The sequence below is a fragment of the Cryomorphaceae bacterium genome, from assembly GCA_017798125.1.
In the GTDB taxonomy this organism is placed as follows: Bacteria; Bacteroidota; Bacteroidia; order Flavobacteriales; family ECT2AJA-044; genus ECT2AJA-044.
Genome location: CP059070.1, coordinates 1,928,535 through 1,953,162, shown reverse-complemented (window position 1 = coordinate 1,953,162; position 24,628 = coordinate 1,928,535). Strand labels below are relative to the sequence as shown.

The 24,628-nt window shown below is 50.2% G+C and carries 23 protein-coding genes; 15 read left to right on the top strand and 8 right to left on the bottom strand.

Going from position 1 to position 24,628, the window contains the following annotated elements:
- The first annotated feature begins 95 nt into the window (after positions 1-95).
- The 12 genes from HZ996_08575 to HZ996_08520 all read left to right on the top strand — a co-directional run bounded on the left by HZ996_08575 (position 96) and on the right by HZ996_08520 (position 15,545).
- Complete coding sequence (locus HZ996_08575) at positions 96-1,490, top strand: tetratricopeptide repeat protein (GenBank protein ID QTN39190.1); 1,395 nt, start codon at positions 96-98, stop codon at positions 1,488-1,490.
- A gap of 9 nt (positions 1,491-1,499) precedes the next feature.
- Positions 1,500-1,802 carry a rhodanese-like domain-containing protein gene (locus HZ996_08570; GenBank protein QTN39189.1) on the top strand — a complete coding sequence of 101 codons (303 nt, stop codon included), beginning with the start codon at positions 1,500-1,502 and terminating at the stop codon, positions 1,800-1,802.
- A complete protein-coding gene (locus HZ996_08565; GenBank protein QTN39188.1) occupies positions 1,802-2,728 on the top strand; it encodes a DUF368 domain-containing protein in 927 nt (308 codons plus the stop codon). Before HZ996_08570 ends, HZ996_08565 begins: the two co-directional genes overlap by 1 nt.
- Positions 2,725-3,642, top strand: coding sequence for a DUF368 domain-containing protein (locus HZ996_08560; protein ID QTN39187.1), 918 nt, complete (start codon positions 2,725-2,727; stop codon positions 3,640-3,642). Before HZ996_08565 ends, HZ996_08560 begins: the two co-directional genes overlap by 4 nt.
- A complete protein-coding gene (gene aroE / locus HZ996_08555; GenBank protein QTN39186.1) occupies positions 3,639-4,394 on the top strand; it encodes a shikimate dehydrogenase in 756 nt (251 codons plus the stop codon). Before HZ996_08560 ends, aroE begins: the two co-directional genes overlap by 4 nt.
- A gap of 58 nt (positions 4,395-4,452) precedes the next feature.
- Positions 4,453-6,480 (top strand): DUF349 domain-containing protein, encoded by a 2,028-nt coding sequence (locus HZ996_08550; GenBank protein ID QTN39185.1) that lies wholly within the window; start codon positions 4,453-4,455, stop codon positions 6,478-6,480.
- Positions 6,481-6,483: 3 nt separating this feature from the next.
- Complete coding sequence (uvrB, locus tag HZ996_08545) at positions 6,484-8,499, top strand: excinuclease ABC subunit UvrB (protein QTN39184.1); 2,016 nt, start codon at positions 6,484-6,486, stop codon at positions 8,497-8,499.
- Positions 8,499-9,122, top strand: coding sequence for a LysE family translocator (locus HZ996_08540; GenBank protein QTN39183.1), 624 nt, complete (start codon positions 8,499-8,501; stop codon positions 9,120-9,122). Before uvrB ends, HZ996_08540 begins: the two co-directional genes overlap by 1 nt.
- Positions 9,123-9,168: 46 nt before the next feature.
- Complete coding sequence (locus HZ996_08535) at positions 9,169-10,347, top strand: GAF domain-containing sensor histidine kinase (GenBank protein QTN39182.1); 1,179 nt, start codon at positions 9,169-9,171, stop codon at positions 10,345-10,347.
- A gap of 37 nt (positions 10,348-10,384) precedes the next feature.
- A complete protein-coding gene (locus HZ996_08530; GenBank protein QTN39181.1) occupies positions 10,385-12,358 on the top strand; it encodes a tetratricopeptide repeat protein in 1,974 nt (657 codons plus the stop codon).
- Positions 12,359-12,368: 10 nt separating this feature from the next.
- Positions 12,369-14,006 (top strand): amidohydrolase, encoded by a 1,638-nt coding sequence (locus tag HZ996_08525; GenBank protein ID QTN39180.1) that lies wholly within the window; start codon positions 12,369-12,371, stop codon positions 14,004-14,006.
- Between the two features lie 141 nt (positions 14,007-14,147).
- On the top strand, positions 14,148-15,545 hold the full coding sequence (locus HZ996_08520; GenBank protein QTN39179.1) for a c-type cytochrome: 1,398 nt from the start codon (positions 14,148-14,150) through the stop codon (positions 15,543-15,545).
- Here HZ996_08520 and HZ996_08515 read toward each other — a convergent pair.
- Positions 15,542-15,934 (bottom strand): TonB family protein, encoded by a 393-nt coding sequence (locus HZ996_08515; GenBank protein ID QTN39178.1) that lies wholly within the window; start codon positions 15,932-15,934, stop codon positions 15,542-15,544. The genes HZ996_08520 and HZ996_08515 overlap by 4 nt on opposite strands.
- Before the next feature lie 48 nt (positions 15,935-15,982).
- Between HZ996_08515 and HZ996_08510 the strand changes: the two genes are divergently transcribed.
- The 3 genes from HZ996_08510 to HZ996_08500 are packed head-to-tail and all read left to right on the top strand — an operon-like array spanning position 15,983 to position 18,574.
- Positions 15,983-16,912, top strand: a complete 930-nt coding sequence (locus HZ996_08510) for a hypothetical protein (GenBank protein QTN39177.1) — start codon at positions 15,983-15,985, stop codon at positions 16,910-16,912.
- Positions 16,913-16,947: 35 nt separating this feature from the next.
- On the top strand, positions 16,948-17,640 hold the full coding sequence (locus HZ996_08505) for a PorT family protein (GenBank protein ID QTN39176.1): 693 nt from the start codon (positions 16,948-16,950) through the stop codon (positions 17,638-17,640).
- Between the two features lies 1 nt (position 17,641).
- Positions 17,642-18,574 (top strand): LysR family transcriptional regulator, encoded by a 933-nt coding sequence (locus tag HZ996_08500; protein ID QTN39175.1) that lies wholly within the window; start codon positions 17,642-17,644, stop codon positions 18,572-18,574.
- Here HZ996_08500 and HZ996_08495 read toward each other — a convergent pair whose 3' ends face one another.
- Genes HZ996_08495 through hisD form a run of 7 tightly spaced genes read right to left on the bottom strand, consistent with a single transcriptional unit; the run spans position 18,575 to position 24,627 of the window.
- Positions 18,575-19,171 (bottom strand): bifunctional phosphoribosyl-AMP cyclohydrolase/phosphoribosyl-ATP diphosphatase HisIE, encoded by a 597-nt coding sequence (locus tag HZ996_08495; GenBank protein ID QTN39174.1) that lies wholly within the window; start codon positions 19,169-19,171, stop codon positions 18,575-18,577.
- Positions 19,171-19,923: an imidazole glycerol phosphate synthase subunit HisF gene (gene hisF / locus HZ996_08490; protein QTN39173.1), complete on the bottom strand. Its 753-nt coding sequence runs from the start codon at positions 19,921-19,923 to the stop codon at positions 19,171-19,173. The genes HZ996_08495 and hisF overlap by 1 nt, the downstream gene beginning before the upstream one ends.
- Complete coding sequence (locus tag HZ996_08485; protein QTN39172.1) at positions 19,916-20,641, bottom strand: 1-(5-phosphoribosyl)-5-[(5-phosphoribosylamino)methylideneamino] imidazole-4-carboxamide isomerase; 726 nt, start codon at positions 20,639-20,641, stop codon at positions 19,916-19,918. Before HZ996_08485 ends, hisF begins: the two co-directional genes overlap by 8 nt.
- Positions 20,629-21,216 carry an imidazole glycerol phosphate synthase subunit HisH gene (gene hisH / locus HZ996_08480; protein QTN39171.1) on the bottom strand — a complete coding sequence of 196 codons (588 nt, stop codon included), beginning with the start codon at positions 21,214-21,216 and terminating at the stop codon, positions 20,629-20,631. The genes HZ996_08485 and hisH overlap by 13 nt, the downstream gene beginning before the upstream one ends.
- On the bottom strand, positions 21,213-22,316 hold the full coding sequence (gene hisB / locus HZ996_08475) for a histidinol-phosphatase (GenBank protein QTN39170.1): 1,104 nt from the start codon (positions 22,314-22,316) through the stop codon (positions 21,213-21,215). Before hisB ends, hisH begins: the two co-directional genes overlap by 4 nt.
- Entirely contained in the window at positions 22,313-23,347 is a 1,035-nt protein-coding gene (hisC, locus tag HZ996_08470; protein QTN39169.1) for a histidinol-phosphate transaminase, read from the bottom strand. The genes hisB and hisC overlap by 4 nt, the downstream gene beginning before the upstream one ends.
- A complete protein-coding gene (gene hisD / locus HZ996_08465) occupies positions 23,344-24,627 on the bottom strand; it encodes a histidinol dehydrogenase (protein ID QTN39168.1) in 1,284 nt (427 codons plus the stop codon). The genes hisC and hisD overlap by 4 nt, the downstream gene beginning before the upstream one ends.
- Position 24,628 lies beyond the last annotated feature (1 nt).

Genomic DNA, 24,628 nt, shown 5'->3' with positions numbered 1-24,628 from the left:
TTTCCATACCTGGTTGTTAAGAACTTTGAATAAGTCTGTTCTCAATTCAACTGGATAAGGGGTATTTTCGGAGAAACGAGTAACCTCCGGACTATATGGATTACGAAGAATTTGAAGCAACCGAAGAGCTGATTGAGCGCTTCGAGCAAATGTTGAAGGATGATTCGGTGGTGTTTTTCGACGTACACGAGTTTGAAGCCCTAGCGGATCACTATATGATGACGGGAAGCCTGAAGAAGGCTCTGTTGACGACCAAATACGGTGTTCAGCAGCACCCTAATGCCGTGAATCTGCCTCTGAAGCGCGCACAGCTTTTGGCGGCTTACAATCGGACCGATGAAGCACTCGTTGAATTGCAACGGGCTGAGGGATTGGATCCCTATAATGAAGAGCTCTTCATTTCCCGTGGGATGATCTTTTCCAAGAAGGGATTGTCGCATCAGGCTATTCGGATGTTTGAGAAGGCCATTGAGATGTCTGATACCCCTCCTGCTGATGTATACATGCTTCTGGGAAATGAGTATCAGAACTTGAAGCAATACGAACAAGCTATTGAGTACTACAAGTTAGCCTTGCACCACGACGGGGAGGATGAGCTGGCCTTGTACAACATCGCCTATTGCTTTGAATTGGTCGATGATAATGCTGAAGGACTCAAGTTTTTCCAAGAGTTCCTGGAAGAGAACCCTTACTCCGAGATTGGATGGTATCAAATGGCTGTCGCGTGGCACAACGAAAGCAATTTCGAAGAAGCCCTGCGTGCTGTTGAATATTCCATCGTCATTGACGACCAATTTGCCGCGGCCTACCACGAAAAGGCCTCCATTCTGGAGGACATGGAAAACTATGAGGGCGCTATTGAAGTCTACAAAGAACTCATTGAATTGGATTCGCCCACGGGCATTTCCTACCTCAAGATTTCCAATATCTACAAGCGAATGGGAAATCCGCGTGCGGCGCTGGTCTACTCTATTAAAGCCACACACGAAGATCCTTCTTTGGACGAAGCTTGGATGGAGCGCGGATTGCTCCTCGATGAAATTGGAAAGCTGTCTGAAGGGATATACTTTATTCGGAAAGCGACCGAACTCTGCCCCGAAAACGCTGACTACCAATTTATTTGCGGTACCAGCAACCGGAAACTGGGCTTCCTTGGTGAGGCTCGAGTAAACTTCCAGAAGGTGCTGGATTTAGGTCATATTGAACCGCGCGTTTGGATCAACTTCGCAGACTTGCTCATTGAACTGGAAGAGTACGAAGGTGCCATGCAAAAGCTGAGTAAAGGTATTGAGCTCAACCCGGAGGATGCAGCCTTAAACTTCACGTATGCAGGCTATCTCTTCTTGATTGGCTCGGATGACGAAGCGGCAGGATTCCTCGAAAATGCACTACATTTGAACGGCGAGGTTGGGCCTGATTTCCTCAAGCATTTCCCATTGTTGATTGAAAACGAACAGGTCGTCGCCTTGCTGAACAAGTACCAAAGCTAAGGACCCACCATGTTGAATGAAATGGCACCGGCGCGATTGCTCGAAATGATCGAGCAAAATGAAAGCGTGTACATCATTGATATCCGAGAAGATTACGAATATGAAGACGGTCATTTGCCCTGTGTGCACATGCCCATGGAAACCGTTTTCGAGCGGGCCGATGAACTACCCAAAGATCGCCCCGTAGTTGTCTATTGCCAGTCCAGCAAACGCTCCAGTGCAATGGTGTACATGCTGCAACGAGAACTCGGCTTGGACAATATTTATTCCCTCACGGGCGGTTACGCCGCCATTGCTGAACTCGCCAACTGATGCGCAACACCAAAGATTACGGATTACTCATTCTCAAAGGTATGGGGATGGGTGCGGCCGATGTAGTACCCGGAGTTTCGGGTGGTACCATCGCCTTCATTTCTGGCATCTACGAGGAACTCATCAACACGCTCAAATCCATAGACCTCGCAGCCTTGCGACTTCTGCTGAGCGGGAAAATAGGCGAGTTCTGGAAAGCGATCAACGGAAACTTCTTGGCTTCCGTCTTCGGCGGCATTGCCATCAGCGTCTTGAGCTTGGCCCGGGTACTGGGCTACCTATTGGAGAATCACCCCGTGTTGATTTGGTCCTTCTTCTTTGGACTCATTCTCGCCTCCGCCCTGCTTGTCGGTCGAAAAATTGGTTCCTGGAAAGGCGCCAACATCATTTCTTTAGTGTTGGGGGCCATTATCGCCTTCTACATCACCGTGGCAGCGCCGGCGACAACACCTACCGCTTTGTGGTTTGTCTTCTTAAGCGGAGCCTTGGCCATCTGCGCCATGATTCTTCCGGGTATCAGCGGTAGCTTCATCCTCTTACTCTTGGGTCAGTACCGCCATATCCTCGATAGTATTAGTGCCCTACGGGCCGATGTCCTCGCCGTCTTCCTTGCCGGATGTGCCGTGGGTTTGTTGAGCTTTTCGCGCCTATTGAGCTGGATGTTCGATCGCTACCACGATCTGACCGTGGCCTTGCTCACTGGGTTTATGATTGGATCGTTGAACAAAGTTTGGCCATGGAAACAGGTGCTTTCCACTCGTGTCGATAGCCACGGTGAAGAAGTTCCGTTCCTCGAAAAAAGTGTACTCCCCCAAGCTTTTGACGGAGACCCTCAAGTCCTTGCCGCCGTTGGGCTCGCCGTCTTTGGATTCGCCTTGATTTACTACCTTGAACGCCTTTCCACACGGAAACCGGCGGCTGAATGAACGACTTCCGATCCTTCTTAATTTTAGTGCTCAAAGCCACCCTCATGGGCGCCGGAAACATTATTCCCGGAGTCTCGGGTGGCACTATAGCCCTCGTCGTCGGGATCTACGAAGATTTCATCAACTCCTTGCGACGCCTCGACCTCAAGGCCCTGACCCTATTGGTTCAAGGACGATTCTCGGAATTCAACCTCTATATCAACGGCCGTTTTCTCCTTGCCGTCATCATTGGAATAGTTCTCAGCGTATCCCTGATCGCTCAAGTCTTCGAATACTTGTTTGAGCACTATCCCGTTTTCATCTGGTCACTTTTCTTTGGCCTAATTCTAGGCTCGGTTTACTTTATTGGCCGAAACATTGAGCGTTGGACACCCGGAGCCAAGCTATGGTCTGGGATTGGCTTCGTTATTAGCATTTCCTTAGCCTTTCTCCCTCAAGCGCAGGAAAATCCGGCCTGGTGGTATGTACTGATTTGTGGAGCCGTGAGTATTTCTGGCATGACGCTTCCTGGGATCTCGGGCTCATTCTTGCTCATTCTAATGGGGAACTATGAGCTCCTTTTAATCGATAGCGTTACGAACTTCAACGTGCCGCTTCTCAGTCTCTTTATCGCTGGGAGCATCGGGGGTCTTATTGGCTTGTCCAATGTATTGTCCTGGTTGCTTCGCAAGCATCATGACCGAACGATGGCCTTACTCACAGGATTTGTCTTGGGCTCACTATTGATTATTTGGCCTTGGCAACGCCCATTGAAAACGGCCATTGACGCCGATGGACAAGAGATCGTTCTACTTTATGCGCGCTATTGGCCAGACTTCGGTCTAGGACACACCTGGGCGGCCATCGGCATCATGCTATTGGGCCTTGGACTCATTTTCGGGCTGGAATACTCCGCAAATCGCTCTGAATCATGAAGCGTCTTGGCCTGATTGGACATCCTTTGACTCACAGCTTTAGCGAGCGCTACTTCAGCGAAAAGTTCTTTCGAGAAGGCCTTCAGGATTGGGCCTATGAGCTCTATGACCTGCCTAACTTACCTGACGATCTATACGCCTGGTGGTCACAGCAAACGGGACTTGTCGGTATCAACGTCACCATTCCATACAAAGAGCGCGTCCTGAATTTTGTGCCCCCGGAACGTCAAACAGAGCACGTGCGGGCCATTGGAGCCGCCAACACCTTGGTGATGGATTCTAATGACCAGGCCCTACGGGCCGAGAATACCGACTGGCGCGGGTTTCTAGAAGCCTTAGACCAAGATCAAGTCTTAAGCTCTGGACGACCTGCGCTCATTTTGGGGAACGGTGGTGCTTCCAAGGGCATTCAATATGCACTGGCCCACCTAGGTATCGATTATGCCATTGCCCATCGGGCCGCAGGCCCAGAGAACATCCTCTACGAAGATTTAGTTGGGCAAATGGAACAGTTTGGACTCATTGTCAACACCACACCACTGGGCACCTATCCCAAGGAGGAAACCTACCCACCCCTTCCCTATGAGGAGGTGAGTGAACAGCACTACTATTTTGATCTGGTTTATCGGCCCGAAAAGACGGCGGCGATGAAGATGTGTGACCTGCGTGGAGCCTACGTTCAGAACGGATATGGGATGCTTGTTTCGCAGGCCGAAATTGCCTGGTCTTTTTGGCGCGAATTCTACGGATAGATTCGTTAAATTTGCACTCCTTTGCCCGAAAATCAGGGCATTTCAGAAGAAATTCAAGATGACAGAAGAAAATAAATCCCCGGAAAATTCGGCTGAAGAAACAGCAGCTCAGGACCTTACACCGGAGGTAAAAGAAGATATTCAAGAAGAGCCCACTGAGGGGGCCGCTGAAACCGAAGTTGCAGAGGTGACGGCGGAGACCGAGAAGGTTGAAGAGGTCCTCCCTGCCGAAGAAAAATCAGCTGAAGATGATATCGAAGCAGGATCAGAAGAAGATTCGACGCTGGAAGAAGTAGATGATGAAACTTCGGAAGAAGACGAGGCAGAAGAAGTTGAAGAAGAGGCCGTTATCAAACTCCCAGATCTTGAACCGATGAGCCTGGAAGCGCTTTATACGCTTACGCAGAATTTGGTTCAGGAGCACCCCGTGCAGAGCATTAAGGAGCACGTCGATCAAATCAAACACCACTTCTTTACCAAAGCAAAGGCTGAACGACTGGTTCATCTAGAGGCCTTTGTCGCCGAGGGAGGAAATGAGATTGACTTTGAGTTTGAACAGCCCATTAGGGATCAATTCAAGCAGCTGATTGACACCTATCGCAAGGAGCGCCAAGCCTACATGAAAGACTTGGAGAAGCGTTTGAATAACAACTTGAAAAAACGCGAAGAGATTATCGAGTCCATCAAGGGCTTGCTTCAGAGCGAGGAGAAGTTTTCCGAAACGTTCCAGCATTTTCGTGAGCTTCAAGGTCAATGGCGCGAGGTTGGGCCTGTACCACGGGCATCGAGCAGTGAAGTGTGGCGTACCTATCATCACCACGTTGAAAACTTCTATGACTACCTACGTCTGAACGACGAGCTTCGCGACCTAGACTTCAAGAAGAACTTAGAGCACAAGGAGCAATTGATTGCGAAAGCTAAGGAGCTTGCCGCCTTGGAGAATGTACACGAAGCCTTCAAGGGCCTTCAAGAGTTGCACAAAGAGTGGAAAGAAGAAGGTGGACCGGTAGCCAAAGAGCACCGCGAGACCATTTGGGAAACCTTCTCTGCGATTACCAAAGAAATCCACGATAAGCGCCATGCCCACTATGACAAGCTCAAAGGGGAATGGGAAGAGCACCTGAAGACGCGTCATGCCATTTGCGAAAAGATTGAAGCGATTGCCAAAGAGCAGATTGATTCGCACGGGAAATGGCAAAACAAGATCAAGGAGGTCCGTTCCTTGGCCGACGAATTCAGAGCAGCGGGGCGCGTACCTAAGGCCAAGAGCACTGAGGTTTGGAATCGCTTTCGCGAGGCACTCCGCCAATTCAACCACGCCAAAAACGAATTCTACAAAGGCCTCAAAGACGAATACAAACAACACTTGGAGCAGCGTCAGGCCTTGATCGAGAAGGCGGAAGCACTGAAAGACAACGAGAACTGGAAGGAAACCGCCGAGGCCTTGAAGAAACTTCAGCGCGAATGGAAAAAAGTGGGGGCTGTTGCTCATTCGGACAACCAGAAAACGTGGAAGAAATTCCACGACGCATGTGATCACTTCTTCTCGCGCCGTAAGGCGCACTTTGCAGAGCAAGACGCGGCTTATGAAGCGAACTACACCGCAAAGGAAAAACTGATGGCCGAATTGGAGGCCTACGCACCCGAAGCAGATTCAGGTAAGGCCGTAGCCACACTGAAGGACTTTATGGCTCGTTGGCGCGAGATTGGTTTTGTTCCGAGAGGGAAAATGGGCATCGACAAGAACTGGCGTCAATTGGTGGATTTGAAATTCGATCAGTTGAAACTCAGTGGAAAGGAAAAAGGCGCCGCTCGATTCAAGAATAAAATCGAAATCCTAGCCGCGAAAGGAGGCCGTGACCTGAATCGGGAAAAGGATCAGATTAAAAGAGAACTGAACGGCGCTCAGGATGAACTGCGCACCCTTGAAGCGAACATCCAACTCCTCTCTCCTACTGGCAATAAAAGCAACCCGCTCGTTGCTCAAGTTGAAAAGAGCATTGCCGAGCAGCGCGTGAAAATTGAGCAATTGCGAGATAAAATGAAGCTCGTTCGCGAAGTAGAGAAAAATGAAGCGGGTGAATAAGGGATGAAGTTTAAACTTGAATCGGATTTTAAACCCACAGGAGATCAACCTCAGGCCATTCAAGAGCTCAGTGATGGTCTTCGGAATGGAGACACCTCACAGGTCCTACTTGGGGTTACCGGTTCGGGAAAGACCTTTACGGTCGCGAATGTCATACAGGAAGTTCAGCGACCGACCCTCATTTTAAGCCACAACAAAACGCTTGCAGCTCAGCTCTACGGGGAATTCAAACAGTTCTTCCCCAATAATGCCGTGGAGTATTTTGTGAGCTATTACGATTACTACCAACCAGAGGCGTTTATACCCGTCTCTGGAACCTACATTGAAAAAGATCTGAGCATCAACGATGAAATCGAGAAGCTCAGACTGAGTGCTACTTCTTCTCTCCTATCGGGCCGCCGGGACATCATCGTCGTGGCCTCGGTAAGCTGTATATACGGTATCGGTAACCCCGAAGAATTCAACAACAATGTCATTGAGCTTGCTCAAGGGCAGGTCATTCCGCGCAACAAATTCCTACATCAGTTGGTCGGGAGCTTGTATGCGCGTACGGAGGCCGATTTTCACCGTGGAAATTTCCGAGTAAAAGGAGATACTGTAGATGTATTTCCCGCCTATGCCGATACGGCTTTTCGCATTCATTTCTGGGGAGACGAAATCGAGGAAATCGAGTCCTTTGATCCCTACAGCAACGAGCGTTTAGAGCAATTTGATCGGGTCACGATATACCCGGCTAATATCTTCGTTACTTCTAAAGGAAACCTACAGCGCGCCATTCACGAGATTCAAGACGATTTGACCGATCGCGTACAGTTTTTCAAGGATGTTGCGCGTCCTTTGGAGGCCAAGCGCCTGGAAGAGCGTACCAACTTCGATCTCGAAATGATTCGAGAGCTGGGATACTGTAGCGGAATTGAGAATTACTCGCGCTACTTGGACGGGCGACAGCCTGGAACACGCCCATTCTGTCTTTTGGATTACTTCCCGGATGATTTCCTGATGGTCATTGACGAAAGTCACGTGACCGTTCCTCAAATCTCCGCGATGTACGGTGGTGATCGATCCCGAAAGGAAAACCTTGTGGAATATGGCTTTCGACTGCCTGCAGCCCTAGACAATCGCCCGCTCAAGTTCGAAGAGTTCCAGGAATTGACGGATCAAACGCTCTATGTCTCCGCAACTCCAGCGGATTTTGAACTGGAACAGTCCGGCGGGATAGTCGTGGAACAAGTGATTCGCCCTACAGGTCTCTTGGATCCGAAAATCGATGTGCGGCCAAGTGCAAATCAAGTCGACGATTTGCTCGAGGAAATTCAACAGCGCGTCGAGAAAGAGGAACGCGTTTTGGTGACCACCTTGACCAAACGCATGGCCGAGGAATTGACCAAGTACCTCATCCGCTTCGACGTACGTACTCGATACATTCACAGCGATGTCGACACCCTTGAACGCGTTGAAATCATGCGTGACCTTCGCCTGGGCGTATTCGATGTACTGGTTGGGGTCAACTTATTGCGGGAAGGCTTGGATTTACCTGAGGTCTCACTGGTGGCTATTCTCGATGCTGACAAGGAGGGTTATTTGAGATCGGAAAGGTCGTTGACCCAAACGGCAGGACGTGCCGCACGAAATGTCAACGGCCTCGTCATCATGTATGCGGATAAGATTACCAAGAGCATGCAGCGAACGATTGACGAGACCAATCGTCGTCGAGAAAAGCAAATGGCGTACAACAAGGAGCACGGTATTACGCCTACTCCTCTCAAGAAGTCCAAGGAACAAATCCTCGGGCAAACAACTGTTTCTGCCTACAGCAACAAGGTGGTCGAAGCAGAGAAGACCGCTGTCGTTGCGGACCCCGTTCTTCAATTCATGAATGCCGAACAGCTCAAGAAGGCGATACAGCACAGCCGCAAGGAAATGGAAAAGGCGGCAAAAGAGTTGGACTTCATTGCCGCAGCCAAATACCGAGACGAGCTTCAAGAATTGGAGCGAATGCTCAGTGAGAAAAACGCCTGATGAGTCTCGCGGATTTCGGAGTTTTTTTGACAGCGAGTATTCTTCTGACCTTGGCCCCGGGTCCGGATCTCATTTTCGTAATTACGCAAAGTGTTAGTCGACATTGGAAAGCCGGCGTTGCCACCGCATTAGGTCTGTGTAGTGGACTTCTGGTGCACATGACCGTAGTTGCCTTCGGAGCGGCAGTCTTTTTAAAGACCAATCCAATTGCCTTTCAGACCTTAAAAGTCGCTGGAGCACTTTATTTACTCTTCCTAGCCTGGCAAGTTTGGCGGTCTGAAGAGGAAATTTCATTGGGGAGCGTTGATCGTTCTGACCTTCGAAACCTCTATGTAAAGGGCATAACCATGAACCTGCTCAACCCGAAGGTCACTCTTTTCTTCCTGGCCTTTCTTCCTCAATTTATACCTGCAACAACCGAGCATGGTTGGTCTCCCGTCCAGTGGGCTTATATTTTGGGAGGAGTCTTCCTCATCCAAGCGCTCCTGATCTTTTCAACGGTTTCGTACATCAGTGGGCAATGGGCTGCTCGTTTCTGGGAGCGCGAAGGCTACCAAAACATCATGAAGTGGGGGCAAATTGTCGTGTTCGTGACCATTTCGGCTCATTTGCTGTTCACTTAACAGATTGTTAGGAATTGGCGCAAGCCTATTTTGTACCTTTCCATGCGTGATTAAGCCCGGAATTCCACATAATGAGACTGAAAGACTTGAGGCACTTTATGCCTTAGATCTGCTTTATTCTGAGCCCGAAGAGGCCTATGACGAGGTCGCTGTTTTAGCTTCTCAGATTGCGGAAGCTCCTATTTCATTAATCACCTTGATTGATGCGGATAAGCAGTGGTTTAAATCCAAAGTAGGCACGGAAGGATCAGAAACAGATCGAGAAATTGCTTTTTGTTCTCATGCCATTCTTCAGGAAGAGCCCATGATTGTCGGCAATATGCTTGAGGATGAGCGCTTTGCCGAGAACCCCTTAGTCGTCAACGATCCGAGCGTCAGATTCTATGCCGGGTTTCCACTAGTGACACCAGAAGGTTATGCTTTAGGAACCTTGTGTGTTTTGGACAATAAACCGCGCGAATTGAGTCAAGATCAAGTTTTTGGACTCCAGACTCTGGCCAATCAAGTCCTTCGGACCATTCGTCTTCGCCGCGCCCTGAAAGACGAGGTGACGAAAGGTCAAATTATTGAAGAACAGCGCGATGAACTCCTTCAATCCAAGGGAACTCAAGAGCGTATACTGAATATGCTCAGCCGAGATGTTCGGGAACCACTTTCAGGGTTAAAGTCCATTTTGCAACTGATGTTCCGCGGAGACTGGAGTACGGAGGAAATGGAAGATGTGGGTCCGGATGTGCTCAACCGTTTGGATCAGACCCAACATCTAATAGACCACTTAATACACTGGGGAAAGGTTCGGTCGGATATGAGTGTCCATCTTGAAGAAGTGCCCATTCGAGGAATCTTTCAAGAGCAACTGGATCGATTTAATCACGTGACCCGCGAGCAGAAAGTAAGCTGGGATCTGGACTTGCGGGAGCACGAGGCCTTCCGCGCCGATCTTGAGCGCATGCGATTTATCCTTCGAAACCTCATCAAGCGAATTTTAGAGCATACCTCGAATCGCGAAATCAAAGTTCATCTGATTCACCATAGCGACCACAGCACACTGCACATCTCTAACGTTGGATGTACCCGAGAGCATTGGAAAAGCCATAGAGCTGAGACTGAACTTATTGACGATTTCATGCAGGACATGAATGGTGACATTGATATTACGACCAATGAACGTACCTCGGTCATTGCTCTTTCCCTTCCCCTCGACCGCAGCGTTAAAGTCGATTAATCTTCAACTCACTTTTTTTTAGGATTTTTGTGATGCTATGTCACGAAACGTCCTTTTCTCAAGCTTGAGCATTTCCTTGTGCTTCTTGCTGAACACCTTAGCCTCGGCTCAAGAGGCTCCCGATGTCAGTGCAAACGTTATTGAAGGGCGAATTGAAGACCTCATTGTTCAAAGTGAAGATTTGTGGTATGAAAACACCGACTCTTCCATTTATTATGCCCGTCTGGCTCTAGATGAGCTGACAATGTACAAAGATGATTATCTCGAAGGTTGGGCGGAGATTACCTTGAGTACTGCATTTTACTACAAAGGAGTGATGGATTCGTCCATGTTGCACGGGGAAAGGGCACTTGCCCTTTACAGTGCGTCTGGTGATGAATACGATATTTCAGATGCGTACAACAACTTAGCCAATATCTTGGGCGATATGGGTCAAGTTGAAAAGGCCCTAACCTACTACTATCAGGGGCTTCGGCTCTATGAATCGTCTGAATGGTCTGAAGAGTATGCCACCTACATATACAACAATGTCGCCACCATTTTTATGGATGTCGAAGACTACGCCAAAGCCCTTGAACACCTCAAGACCTCTCTTGCACTGGCTAACAAGCATCAAGACACTGCGCTCTTAATCCTGACACAATCCAATCTTGCTGCCACTTATATCGAAACTGGAGAGCTGGAGAAAGCGCGTGTGACCATCGATGAAGTGATTACCACATCCAGAGCTTACCCATACGGAAAAACAGATGAAGCGTTTGGTCTGGGTTTGGAAGGGGACCTGTACCTCAAAGAAGAACAGTGGGATGAAGCCTTGGCCGCCTACGAAGCTTCAAGGAGAATATATGAGGAGACCGTAAGCCTTTCTGATATGGCCATTACGGACATTTGTATTGCGGAAACCTATACGAAAATGGGGCGGCCCCAGTTGGCGCTGAACTTGACTGAAGACTTGTTGAAGAGGGATGTAGTACAATCAAGCCCCTCGAGTCTTTTGATGACTTTGGACGAGCAAAGTAAAGCTGCGCACGCTCTTGGGATGAGTGATCTGGCGTACACATCGGCCCGTAGGGCCATGACTATTGACGATACGTTAAGGTCTCGAGAAGCGCTGACGCAAATGCGCTACATGGAGTTGAAAGAGCTTCAGCAAGAAAACGCGAGCCTGTTAGACATCAATGCCATGCAGCAGAAGATGAATGAGAGCGCTCAGGCGCGAATCGTGCTGCAGCGCTGGCTCATTGCGGGTTCCGTTGTACTCATTCTACTGGCTATAGCCATGCTGATCATAGGGTATCAATCCTATCAGCGAAGAAAGAAGTCCGAACAAGAGCTCCGCGAACTCAACCACAGCAAGGATCAATTGCTCAGTATTATCGGCCACGATCTTCGCGGACCTCTGGGCGGCCTGGAGACCTTATTGGATATGTTGAGCAAAGGAGAGCTTTCCGCGGCGGACATCAGGGAAATTGCTCCCGCTGCTGTAGAAAATTTGGCTCAGGCGAGAAACCTACTTGAAGACCTCCTTCAATGGGGGATTCATCAACTGAAAAGCCGGGCGGTAGAGGTTAAAGACGTCGATGTCCATGCAACTGTTGAACGCGTCTTCTTGCCCTTGGCAAACCTTGCGGAGACCAAGGACAATCGACTGAAGAACGAGGTTCCAAAGGGGCTCATTGTTCGGGCCGATGAGAACATCTTGAGTTTCATCCTGCGAAACCTCCTCCAAAACAGTATCAAATTTACCCAGGGCGGGACCATTCGTGTTCGCGGGATAAACCAGGGCTGTGTGACCATCACCGTGGAAGACGAAGGTGTCGGCATGTCGGAGGCCGAGGTCAATCGCATCCTCAAGGGCCAGGTATTCAGCAAAACCGGTACACGCGGTGAGTTGGGCACAGGGCTTGGTATGAGCCTCATACGGGAATTCACGGAAACCCTGGGTGGCGAACTCGATATTCGATCGGAAAAGAACAGAGGAACGCAAACGACCCTGAGTTTTACGCACTAAAAAACACCTTATGACAAGAATTATACTCGCCCTAGGTCTTGGAACAATCCTCAGTGCCTGTGGCACGATGTCCACCCCTCCCACCCCAGCAGACCTCCTCGTCCACAACGGCACCATTTACTCCTGCTCGGAGAATTTTGACACCCTTTCAGCGTTTGTCGTAGCGGACGGGGCCGTTCTAGCCGTAGGCACTTATGCAGAGCTCTCGAAGGCATATACCGTCAGCGAGGAACTCGACCTGCAAGGGAGAGCTTGTTACCCAGGGCTAATCGACGCGCACGCCCATTTCCGCAACTACGCACGTCAAAAATTACGCGTGGACCTCACCGGGACCGAGTCTTGGGAAGAGTGTTTGGAGCGCGTTACAGCATTTTCCCAAGAGGTCACCGATGGTCCCATTCTGGGCCGTGGATGGGATCAAAATGATTGGGCCGTTCAAGAGTATCCAGACAATGATCGATTAAATGAGCTTTTCCCTGACCGCGCTGTAGCGCTCACTCGAATCGATGGACACGCGCTAATTGCCAACGATCACGCTATGGAAATGGCCGGTTTCACCACGGAAACGGAAATTTCCGGAGGAGAACTGATTCAAAAAGAAGGGCGGCTCACGGGAGTGTGCATTGATGCAGGTGCGGGTGAGCTTCGCGAAAGCCTTCCTGAAGAGTCTTGGACCGCCCTGGCTGGAGCCATGGTGGAAGCCGAACAAGATCTATTCGATGTAGGGCTCACCGGGGTTATGGACGCCGGCTTACCGCTGGAGACCATCTCCTTTATTGACAGTATTCAAAAGGCTGGAACCTTGAAGTTTCCGCTGAGTATTTGGGCTCAGGCCGAAGACAAAGAATTGGACTACTACCTAGAGAACGGGGTCTACGAAAGTGAACACTTGACCGTACGCGGATTCAAGGTTTATTGCGATGGTGCGCTTGGCTCTCGCGGAGCCTATTTAAAAGAACCTTACCATGACCGTCACGATTGGCGCGGTCTTTTGATTACGGACAGCACTCGTTTGGCGGAGATCGTACGCCGTGTGATTGAAAGTGATTTTCAGGTGAATACACACGCCATCGGCGATAGTGGAAATGCACTAGTCTTGAGCGTATACGGACAGGTTTTGGAAAAAGACAACGATCGACGTTGGCGTATTGAGCACGCACAGGTCGTAACGCCTTCTGATTACGAATCCTTTGCCGCATTTGAAGTGATCCCCAGCGTTCAACCAACCCACGCCACCTCAGACATGTACTGGGCGGAGGATCGTTTAGGTGCTGAACGGATCGCCCATGCCTACGCCTACAGCGACTTGCTCGATATCCACGGCTGGATGCCCCTGGGAACAGACTTTCCCGTTGAGGACATTAACCCCAAGTGGACCTTCTTCGCAGCGGTGTTTCGGCAAGATATTCAAGGCTTTCCCGAAGGTGGATTCCAGCTCGAAAATGGACTATCGCGCCGTGAGGCGCTCATGGGCATGACCCTTTGGGCGGCAAAATCAGGTTTTTGGGAAGATTCCCGCGGAAGTCTGGAAGTCGGTAAACGTGCGGATTTCATTGTACCCAGCACCGATTGGATGGTGGCCGACCCGAATGCTTTAGCGGAGAGTAACATCGACTTAACCTACCTCAAGGGCGTTCGCGTTCATTAATTCTTATCTTTAAAGCGGTCGTGAAACATTAGGGCGCCTTGGCGCTCAGGCTATTGCTGGTTTTTAGGTTGCCTTCAATAGCCATAGGTGGCACGGCCGGTCTCGTTCTTTCGGGGCCGGCTTTTTTCAATTCTTAAGACCATGAAGCGTACTCTACTCCTCTGCTCTAGCGCATTCTTTGTCCTGACGCTAGCTCAATGCAAAAAAGACAACAACGACGACGGTCCTGGTGACACGAGTTATTCCAGTATTGATTCGGAACCTCAAAGAAGCGGTGATCCATCAGCTGGTCGTGACTTTCTAGTTACCGGAAACTACATCGGATCGGGTATCCCTTATGACCTGTACACCCAGGTGATCGGAACCAACAACGAGAACGTCCTCAACCGCACAGGGGATAACGCGGTCATTGGTCCAGAATTCACCGCTATTGATCACGCGAACGGAACGCGGGTGGTTTCTCCCAACTGTTTTCAATGCCACGGTCAAAAACTTCGCGGTCAGTACATCGAAGGACTGGGTAATTCATTCGGAGACTTCACCTCTAATGGCGCAACAGTGATTCCCGCCCTGGATATTGCCATCGCCACGTTTTACGGGGCCGATAGCGATGAAGCTGCAGCCTTTGCAAATTTCCGACGTGGAACCCTCGTTACAGGGCCTACTATTGTCACCGAGGTGGTGGGCGTCAACCCAGCCGACAAACTCACTCAAGTCCTTGTGGCGCATCGAAAAAGCGACGATTTAACCTGGTTAGAAAATCCTCAATTCACCTACGACAATGAAGTAGTGCCTACCGACGTACCCGCCTGGTGGCTCATGAAAAAGAAAAATGCGGAATTCTACACCGGGAGCGGACGCGGAGATCACGCGAAGATTTCAACAGCCGCGGCACTCTTAACGTTGACGGACAGTAATGAAGCCCGGGCCATCGATGCCCATGCGGCCGATGTAATGGCCTATATCAAGAGCCTCGATCCTCCCGTCTTTCCTGAAGCGACGGATCCAGTCCTTGTCGATGCCGGGAAAATCGTCTTTGACAACAATTGCGCACGCTGCCATGGAACCTACGGTGACAACGAGACTTATCCCAATTACCTAGTCCCGTTATCCGATGTCGGAACCGACCCCTTGCTCGCGGATGCCCATTTCGCCTTGGCGGATTTTGAACAGTGGTATAATGGAAGTTGGTATGGAACCACAGTGCCTACGGCACGATTTGAAACAGAAGGTGGATACCTCGCCCCTCCCTTAGACGGAGTGTGGGCTACGGCTCCTTACCTCCACAACGGGAGTGTCCCGGATTTGTGGTCCCTGTTGAAAAGTAGCGATCGCCCGACGTATTGGAGGAGAACCCTCGACGACATGGATTACAATCTGAATCAGGTGGGATGGAATTTCACAGAGGAAACCGGACCCACTGACAAGCAGACCTACGATACTTCTTTGCCGGGATACAGCAATCAAGGACACTCTTTTGGGGACGGTCTAAGTGACTCGGACCGAAGCGCCCTTATCGAATATCTCAAAACCCTTTAATCCCCTGACTTTGGGGTGTAATGGTAAGAGATTTGAATATTCACCTGTTTGGCCTTGGGCTTGGGTTGAGGCTTGGGAGGATTAAAGGTGATATTAAACTGTTTGTGGAAAGTAATCTTAATGTCTCGATTTTCAGGCACCAAGAATTTTAGCAGCTTGACAACGCGAAGCGCCTCATCGTCGAATTCCTTACCCAAGCCGGCAATTACCTTTGCTCGAACTACATTCCCTTTCTTGTTGATGTCGGCCTTGACTCGGACGACTCCCTTGATCTGATCGGGTATACGCGACTCAGGATAACGTACGTTCTCCTTAACAAAGGCATCTAGTGCTTTTGGGCCGCCCGCATACTCAGGTTGGCGAATCGACTGGTGTTTTCCTTGCTTCACACCTCAAAGGTAATTGTTCCTGCTCAGAAGCCTATCTTCGCTAATTCCATGAGGTACGCTATTCTCTTTCTCCTTTTTTGCACGTCAGCCCAGGCTCAAAACGAGTGGCTACTGTTGCTTCCAAAATGGGAGATCGGAGATCAAAGAACCTTGACGATTAGCTACGAGGAACGCATTACTCGTAAAGACACAGTCCTTCGCGAACGACAGGATTCCACGACAGATTACATAGAGGTCCTCACCGCTTCTTCCCAGGGCTATACCCTAGACTGGATGGCCGAGCGATTCAAGGTTGATGTGTTTACGGACGTCCCCGAGTTACAGTATGCCGTCGATCAAGTACTCGCACAAACCGACAGCCTAGAGCTCGAGGTCAAGGTCCATCCGGCAGGTTATACCACCGGGCTGCGCAATTGGGATCGGGTACAAAAGGTGTATGACGCCATTTTTGAATACGTGGGAACTACCTTCAAGAAGTCGGGTATCGAGATGTCCGATGAGGAAGTAGATCAATTGGTTCTGGAAATGAAACGGCGCCTCGATGAACGCCAACAGGTCGAGAATACCGCTCTCCAACCCTATGAAACGCTATTCAACGCGTACAACGTTGCCATTCACCGGGACTCTGTTAAGCGACAAGAACGCGACGTGCCCATTGATTTTGCCAATCGACCTGTTCCAGGAGTATTGGAAACCCGCATTATTGAATTAGGCGACAGCACGGCCACCATTCAAACCAAGACCACCGTTGATCCAGAAAAAGCTCGAGTTGCGATCAACGAATACCTAAAGCTCCGTGAGGCCATGGGTGAAGACGCCATGGCTCCCTTGGGGAACGGCTCCTTTAGCTTTGAAGAAAAAAGCCTGTATAGCTTTGAACGATGGTCCGGATGGTGGACTGAAGTAGTCTTCAGTGCCACAACAGAAATCAACGAAACCAAGATCGAACAAATCGTTCGATATCAATTCGCGAAATAAGCCGGTTTCGTATCTTGGCTCCATAAACAGAGACTATGAAGAAAACATTTATTCTCGGCTTGTTTATAGCATTAGCCGGGACTGCACAGGCCCAGCTGACCGTGGGTTTGAAAGGTGGATCCGCGCTTAGCGATTGGAACGCCAGCAGCGATACGAGTCAAATCGACATCATCAGCAAGTACGGCGGAAACTTCGCCTTTGTTCTTGAATATCAACCCATTGAACGACTTTCTCTGCGCATTGAACCGGGTTGGAGTGGACGAGGTGCCACCATCCATCAAGAAGGATCCGCCACTATTGATGGGATCGAATATGAAGGGTTTTACAGAGAAGAATACGACATCAATTACTTCGACATTCCCGTAATGGCCCAGGTCAATTTTGGCGATGGACCGCTGCGCATTCGATTCTTAGCCGGGTACAACTTTAGCTATGCTACCGGTGGTGAAGTTCTGGAGCGCTTCAGTCTGGATCCGCCCGTAAATGGGATTGGCGACATTCGCAACACCGAGAACTTGAACTTCAACGACCGCAACTGGAATACAAGGGATAACGCCCTCATCTTCGGAGGGGGAATCAACTTCTTCTTTGGCCGCCACGTAGCTTTGCGCTTGGATGCGCGCTACTTTGTTGGACAGAGCGACCTGTTCTTGGACGATGAAGTCGAGGCCTTCAATCGCACGTGGATGTTGAACATCGGTCTGGAGTACCGCTTCGAATTCTATTGAGATGACCATTCAGCAACTCGAGTACATCGTGGCCTTGGATACGCACCGAAGCTTTGTTCGTGCAGCGGAATCTTGCCACGTGACCCAGCCTACTCTGACCATGCAGGTCAAGAAATTGGAAGACGAATGGAGCATGTTGCTCTTTGATCGCACCAAGAAGCCCATTGAGCCGACGCCCTTTGGGACATCCGTAGTCAAGAAAGCCAGACAGGTACTTCGCGAGTTCCACCAACTTGAAGAAATTATTAAGTCGGACAAGGAAACCATGGATGGGGAATTTCGGATTGGGGTAATCCCTACCCTAGCCCCCTATGTGATGCCGCGCTTCCTCAAGCTCTTCACCGAGCGACACCCTGAGGTCCGTTTAGTTGTAGAGGAACTGCAAACGCTCGAAATCATTGAGCGTTTGAAGGGAGATCAATTGGATATTGGCTTATTGGTAACCCCCTTGGAGGAATCGGAAATTCGAGAGATCCCTCTCTTCAATGAATCCTTCATGATCTATGCCTCGGACGTGCATCCACTCTACGGACAAAAGAGCATTGACCCCGAGAAGCTACCGGATGAAGACCTGTGGATTTTGAATCAGGGTCATTGTTTTCGCTCTCAGGTCTTGAATATTTGCCGACCAAAGAACGAGCAAATTGACCATCAGGGCTTTATGTACGAAAGCGGTTCTATCGAAACGCTAAAGCAGCTTGTCGATCAGAACGGAGGATTCACTCTTATTCCGGAGTTATCGGCTCGTGGCGGATCAGAAAACGCTCATGTCATTCCGTTCAACGACCCGCAGCCCGTTCGGGAGGTGAGTTTTGTAACCCATCAAGGGTTCACTAAAGAGCACCTTCTCGCGGCCATGCGCGATGATTTCTTGGAAAGTGTTCCCGATGTGGTCCAAAAGAAACGTTCCTACATTCGCGTAAACTGGAAGTAGTCACGAACGGTGACGGCGCTCCAACTCTTGCTCTACCTCGCTCATACTTAATCCACGAGCTTGGAGTAAAACGATTAGGTGATATACGAGGTCCGCGGATTCGCTAATCAAGCGCTCATCTGATCCAGAGGCTGCCTCCAGAGCGGTTTCCAAACCTTCTTCTCCAACCTTTTGCCCAATTTTCTGGAGTCCAGCCTCCAATAAATTCGTCGTATAACTGCCTTTGGGACGATCCGCAACGCGCTGGTGCACAAGCGATTCCAATGCATCTAGGAATCGTCCATGATCGTTGCCAAAACAGGTGGTGTCGCCCGTATGGCACACCGGACCTGCAGGATCTACAGACAGTAGGAGTGTATCCCCATCGCAATCCAGCTTCCAGTCGGACAGTTTTAGCGTGTTTCCGCTCGTTTCTCCCTTTTTCCAAAGACGTTGCTTGGATCTACTCCAAAAAGTCACAAAACCGTCTTCAAGCGTTTGAGACCACGATTCGGGGCTCATATACCCCAACATCAGAACTGATTTTGTCTTTTGATCCTGGACAACAGCCGGGATCAACCCGTCCATCTTTTGCCAATCTATCTTCTTTTGATCCATTATCGCACGGGGATTTCATCGGCCCGTAGGGCCTGTTTTAATTCAATAATCTCGATCTCGCCAAAGTGAAATACGCTGGCGGCCAAAGCGGCCTCTACATCGGTTTCTTTGAAAACCTCAGTAAAGTGGACTATTTCCCCCGCGCCACCTGAAGCAATGATGGGGATTGAAGTGGCCGCACGAAGGGCACGGAGCCCATCAAGGGCAAAACCGTCCTTGGTGCCGTCGTGGTCCATACTGGTGAACAGAATCTCGCCAGCTCCCATAGTTTCAGCTTCAACGGCCCATTCTATGAGTTCGCGGTCTGTTCTGCGCTGACCTCCGTGGCTGAAGACGCGCCAGGTTCCTTCTTCTACGGTAGCATCAATCGCCAAGACAACGCATTGCTGACCAAAAGCATCAGCCAGCTCGGCGATGAGTTGTGGTCGAGCAAGTGCGGCCGAGTTAACGCAAATCTTGTCTGCCCCACAGCGCAAAAGCGCGTAGGCTTCATCAACACTACTGATTCCGCCGCCGACGGCAAAGGGTATGGCCACCTCACGAGCGACCTGTTCGACCCACTGCTGCTGGGTTTCCCGGCGTTCCTCACTGGCGGAGATATCCAGAAAGATCAATTCATCCGCTCCAGCTTCGTTGTACTTCGCCGCGAGTTGAACAGGGTCGCCCGCATCTCGAAGCCCTTTGAAATTTACCCCTTTGACTGTTCGCCCGTTTTTGATGTCCAAGCAAGGAATGATTCGTTTTTTAAGCATGGGTCCAGAGCTTTAAATCTGCTTCGGTAATTCGTCCTTCATAGAATGCCTTCCCAACGATGGCTCCGGAACATCCCAGCGCCTCCAAATCGATCAAATCCTGACGGCGCGAAACTCCTCCTGAGGCGATCCAATTCAGTTGTGGAAAACGTCGAATCGCTTCCTCATAAAGCTCAAAATCCGGTCCTTTCAACATACCATCTCGGTCGATGGCGGTGCACTGAACCTCTTGGAGCCCGGCCTTTGAGAATTGATCTAAAAGAGACCAAAAATCACCCGAAAAAGACGACTGCCAACCTGACAGCTGGAGTTTTTTGTTTCGTATATCACAACTGAAAACCAGATTTTTAGATCCTATCAATTGAAGTGTTTTTACAAACCAGTCTGGCCGCAGGGCAGCGGCACTTCCAAGCACCACTTTTGACGCGCCAAGGGAAAGCAAAAGCTCGATATCCTCCTCATTTCGCACTCCTCCACCATAGTCCAAATGCAAGGAGGTCGCTTGCGAAACAGAGTGTAAAACACCCTGATGTTCGAGCCTTTTGGAACGCGTTCCATCCAGGTCCACTAAGTGAAGATCGCGGAGCCCCATGCGTTCGAATTTCAAGGCTTGCTCTACAGGGTTAGAAGCGTACACCGTCTCCTTGGAAAAGTCACCCTGCTCAAGGCGTACTCCCCTACCCTCGATCAAATCAATCGCCGGAATTATCCGAAACATAGATCCACATAGTTTTGAATCACCCGAGCACCGGCCTCGCCGCTTTTCTCTGGGTGGAATTGAACACCGTAAAAAAGGTCTTTCTCCGCGACCACGGCAAAATCATCGAAATAGCTTGTAACGCCCGTGGATTCTGGGAAATCATCGAGCCGATAACCGTGCACAAAATAGAAGTCCGTCTCATCAGGCACCCCTTCAAGCAGGCGCGACCCTTTCGATTTGACCGAATTCCACCCCATGTGCGGTACTATAGGCGCTTTCTGAAAGGCTCGTGTAACCGTTTCAAAATGACCTAAGCCGCCCACTTTCCCTTCCTCGCTGGAACGACTCATAAGCTGCAAGCCCAGACAAATGCCCAAAACAGGGGCGCGGGCTTCCTCCAACCAAGACCACCAACCATTCTCTTCTAAGGCCCTGCGGGCCGATGGCGCAGCCCCAACCCCGGGTAAAATATAGCCCGCGGCATCATCCACTGGGATCGACTCCACAGAATACGCAACTCCCAAGCGCTCTAAGGCAAAGCCCACGCTCCTGGTGTTGCCCGCCCCGTATTCCAACAGTACTATACGCTTCATCCGAATTGTCCTTTAGTGGTGGGTAACTCAAGTGATTCGTCGCGCCGTAAGGCGGCCTTTAAAGCGCGCGCAAAGGCCTTGAATACGGATTCAATGATGTGGTGATCGTTTTCGCCCGAAGCGCGCACATAGAGGTTCATGCGCGCATTCTCTGCGAAGGAGCGGAAGAAATGCGCCCATAAATCCGCCTCAATACCACCTACCTGAGGTCCTTTGAGGGCAACTTCCCAATCCAACCAAAAGCGACCACCTAGGTCCAAACGAACCTCAGCCGCGGCATCGTCCATGGGCAATGCAAAGCCATAGCGTTGGCGACCGGCGGAAGACTTCCACTCCTCGGCAAGTGCTTTGCCGAGCTCAATGGCCACGTCTTCTACAGTATGGTGCTCATCTACTTCCAAATCCCCTTGTACCGTGAGGTTCAGATCAATTCCGCCGTGGCGGGAGATTTGCTCGAGCATGTGATCGTAAAAAGGTAATCCCGTGTTAATTTCCGACTTACCCGCTCCCTGAAAGACAATATTACCTTGAAGTTGAACCTCTCGTGTATTGCGTTTCAAAGGAATCCGGTACGGCACAGTCAAGATTTTCTTGACCAACTCCGGCCAAGTCCTTGCATAGACATCGGCCTTACTCGAATCAAACCTTCTACGAGGGTCGTACAAGGCGGATCGAGCTCCTAAATTAGCTGCAAGCTCAACGTCCGAAAGCCGATCACCGATCACCCAACTCCCGGCTAGATCATAATCTCCTTGCATGTATCTGTGAAGCAATGCCGTGCCGGGTTTTCGGGTAGGAGCCCCATCTTCTGGACGGGTTCGATCAATGTGAATATCCGCAAAAGGAACACCCTGAGCTGCACAGGTGTTTACGACAAAGTTCTGCACAGGCCAGAAGTCCTTTTCAGGAAAGGTCTCTGTCCCCAATCCATCTTGATTGGTCACCATGACTAACTCAAAGCTTTGCTTCAATAAAAGACTTCTAATTGACTCAAAAACAATTGGTTCAAATTTCAAAACATCGAACGAATCTACTTGCTCTGTACCGATGGGTTCGTCAATCAAGGTACCGTCACGGTCTAAGAAAATCACCTTCTTCATGGTGTGTAATTTTTCCATTCATTAACCAGTTTTAGAGTCTCTAAGGGTGTTCCAATACTGATCCGAACCGCGGGGAATCCGAAGGCGGAAGAACGGTCTCGAATGGAGATTCCACGCTCCAATAAAAAGCCCCGCAATGGCTCCGCTTCGCATCGCAATCGAACCAATAAAAAGTTCCCCTCCGAAGGGAGCACCTCCTCTACCGTGTCCAACGACCTAAGCTCCTCTTTAAGCCTTTGCCGCAACCCGACGATCTCCATCACTTCTACCTTCATTCGATCCGGGTCAAATTGTCTTAAAAAAGCCTCCAAGACAGGAGTTGGTATGGGATATGGGGCTAAAATGGACTGCAGCGCTTCTATCCAGAACTTTTGTCCGAGGATAACCCCAATGCGGAGTCCAGCCAATCCGAATGCCTTCGAAAGTGTGCGCAAAACCAGCAGCTGTGGATATTCAGCAATCAATTCAACGGCCGAAGCCTCGTCCGAGAACTCCGCATAGGCTTCATCCACAACAACGATTCCTTCAGACTGATCTAATAGTTCACGCAGTCGATCAAGCGGGATAGACCCTCCCGTCGGATTGTTAGGAGAACAAAGGAACGTAACCTTGGCAGGCTTCTCTCCCCGTATATTTGGCCAGCGGAAGTCCATTTCCAATGGCGATTCAATGACCTCAAGACCCTGAATTTGAGCGCTAACAGAGTACATCCCATAGGTGGGAGGAAAGATCCGAACAGCATCTTTTCCTGGTTGACCCACCAGTCTCAAGATGGTGTCGATGGCTTCATCGCTCCCGCGTGTCACAAGGAGTTGATCTGACTCTACTCCGTAATAACCAGATAGCTTTTCAACTATTGAACTTGGTTGTGGGTCCGGATACCGGTTGTATCCGCTTGGAAAAGGATTCTCATTGGCATCGAGCCGAATCTCCGGGGCCTCCTCAACCTCGTCTCGACTCGAAGAATAACCTCGGAATCCTCTTAGTTCAGGACGTATCAACTCGTCTATAAGTGGTTTCACTTCAGTCATGGCTGCTTTGCATTAAATCGGACTTCTACTGCTCGGGCATGCGCTTCCAGGCGCTCTGCGCGAGCCATTTGCACCAATGTGCTCTGAAGAGATGCCAATCCTTCCTTTGTAGCTCGTTGCAGCGTCTGAAACACACAAAAGCTATCCACGGATACCCCGCTGTAGTTGCGCGCCCATAGGCCAGTCGGTAAGGTGTGGTTTGTTCCAGAGGCATAATCTCCGGTCGTTTCGGGCGTGAAAGCTCCAAGGAAGATAGATCCCGCACGAATGGGCTGTTCAGCTAGCTGTTCGGCAGCCCCTGCTAGAATCAAGTGTTCGGGAGCATACGTGTTAATCCATTCTACGAGCTCCTCTTCGTTTTGTGCGAGCACGAAAAGGGATTTGTCCCAGCTTTGATTTATGATGTCGATTCGAGGTAGTGTTTCTTTCTGCCGGATGACTGCTTCGTTCACGGCCTCCATCCAATCCTCATCGGTGCTGAGCAAGACTACTTGACTATCAGGCCCGTGTTCGGCTTGCGCCAGTAAATCAGAAGCGGCGTAGGCCGGATCAATGCCTCCATCACCGACCACCATGACCTCTGATGGCCCGGCGGGCAAGTCCATAGCGACCCCGTAATTCTGGGCAAACTGCTTGGCTGCTGTAACGTATGCGTTACCCGGGCCAAAGATTTTATCCACCTTAGGGATAGAATCTGTGCCAATGGAAAGAGCGGCAATCGCCTGAATTCCTCCAACGAGGTAGATTTCCGTGATTCCGCTACTCAAAGCGCAGTACGCAATCTCAGGAGCAACCGAACCTGCTCGATTGGGCGGAGTTACCAGTACTTTCTGTTTAACGCCTGCAATATCCGCGGGAACCGCAAGCATCAGAACCGTGCTAAACAATGGAGCACTTCCTCCCGGAATGTACAGACCAACGGATGAAATCGGCAGACGGCGACGCCGGCAAACCACTCCCGGCATCGTCTCGACTTCCAATTCGTCATAACCTTGGGCTTCGTGAAAGGCTTGAATATTGGTTCGGGCCCGATCAATAGCCGTTTTGACTTCTGGCGCTACGCGTTCAGCCAGTTCTTCTAAGGCGCTTCGATCCAATTTCCAATTGGACTCTTTAAAGCCGTCAAAGAGCTCACTATATCGGGCTACCGCAGCATCTCCCTCGCGCTCTACTTCCCAAAAGACTTGCTTGACGAGCTGATCGAGCTCGTCGCGCTGCAGACTGGGACGCGCGAGCAATTCATCGGCCCGTGAGGGCCTTGTATTTTTTATCCACTTCATT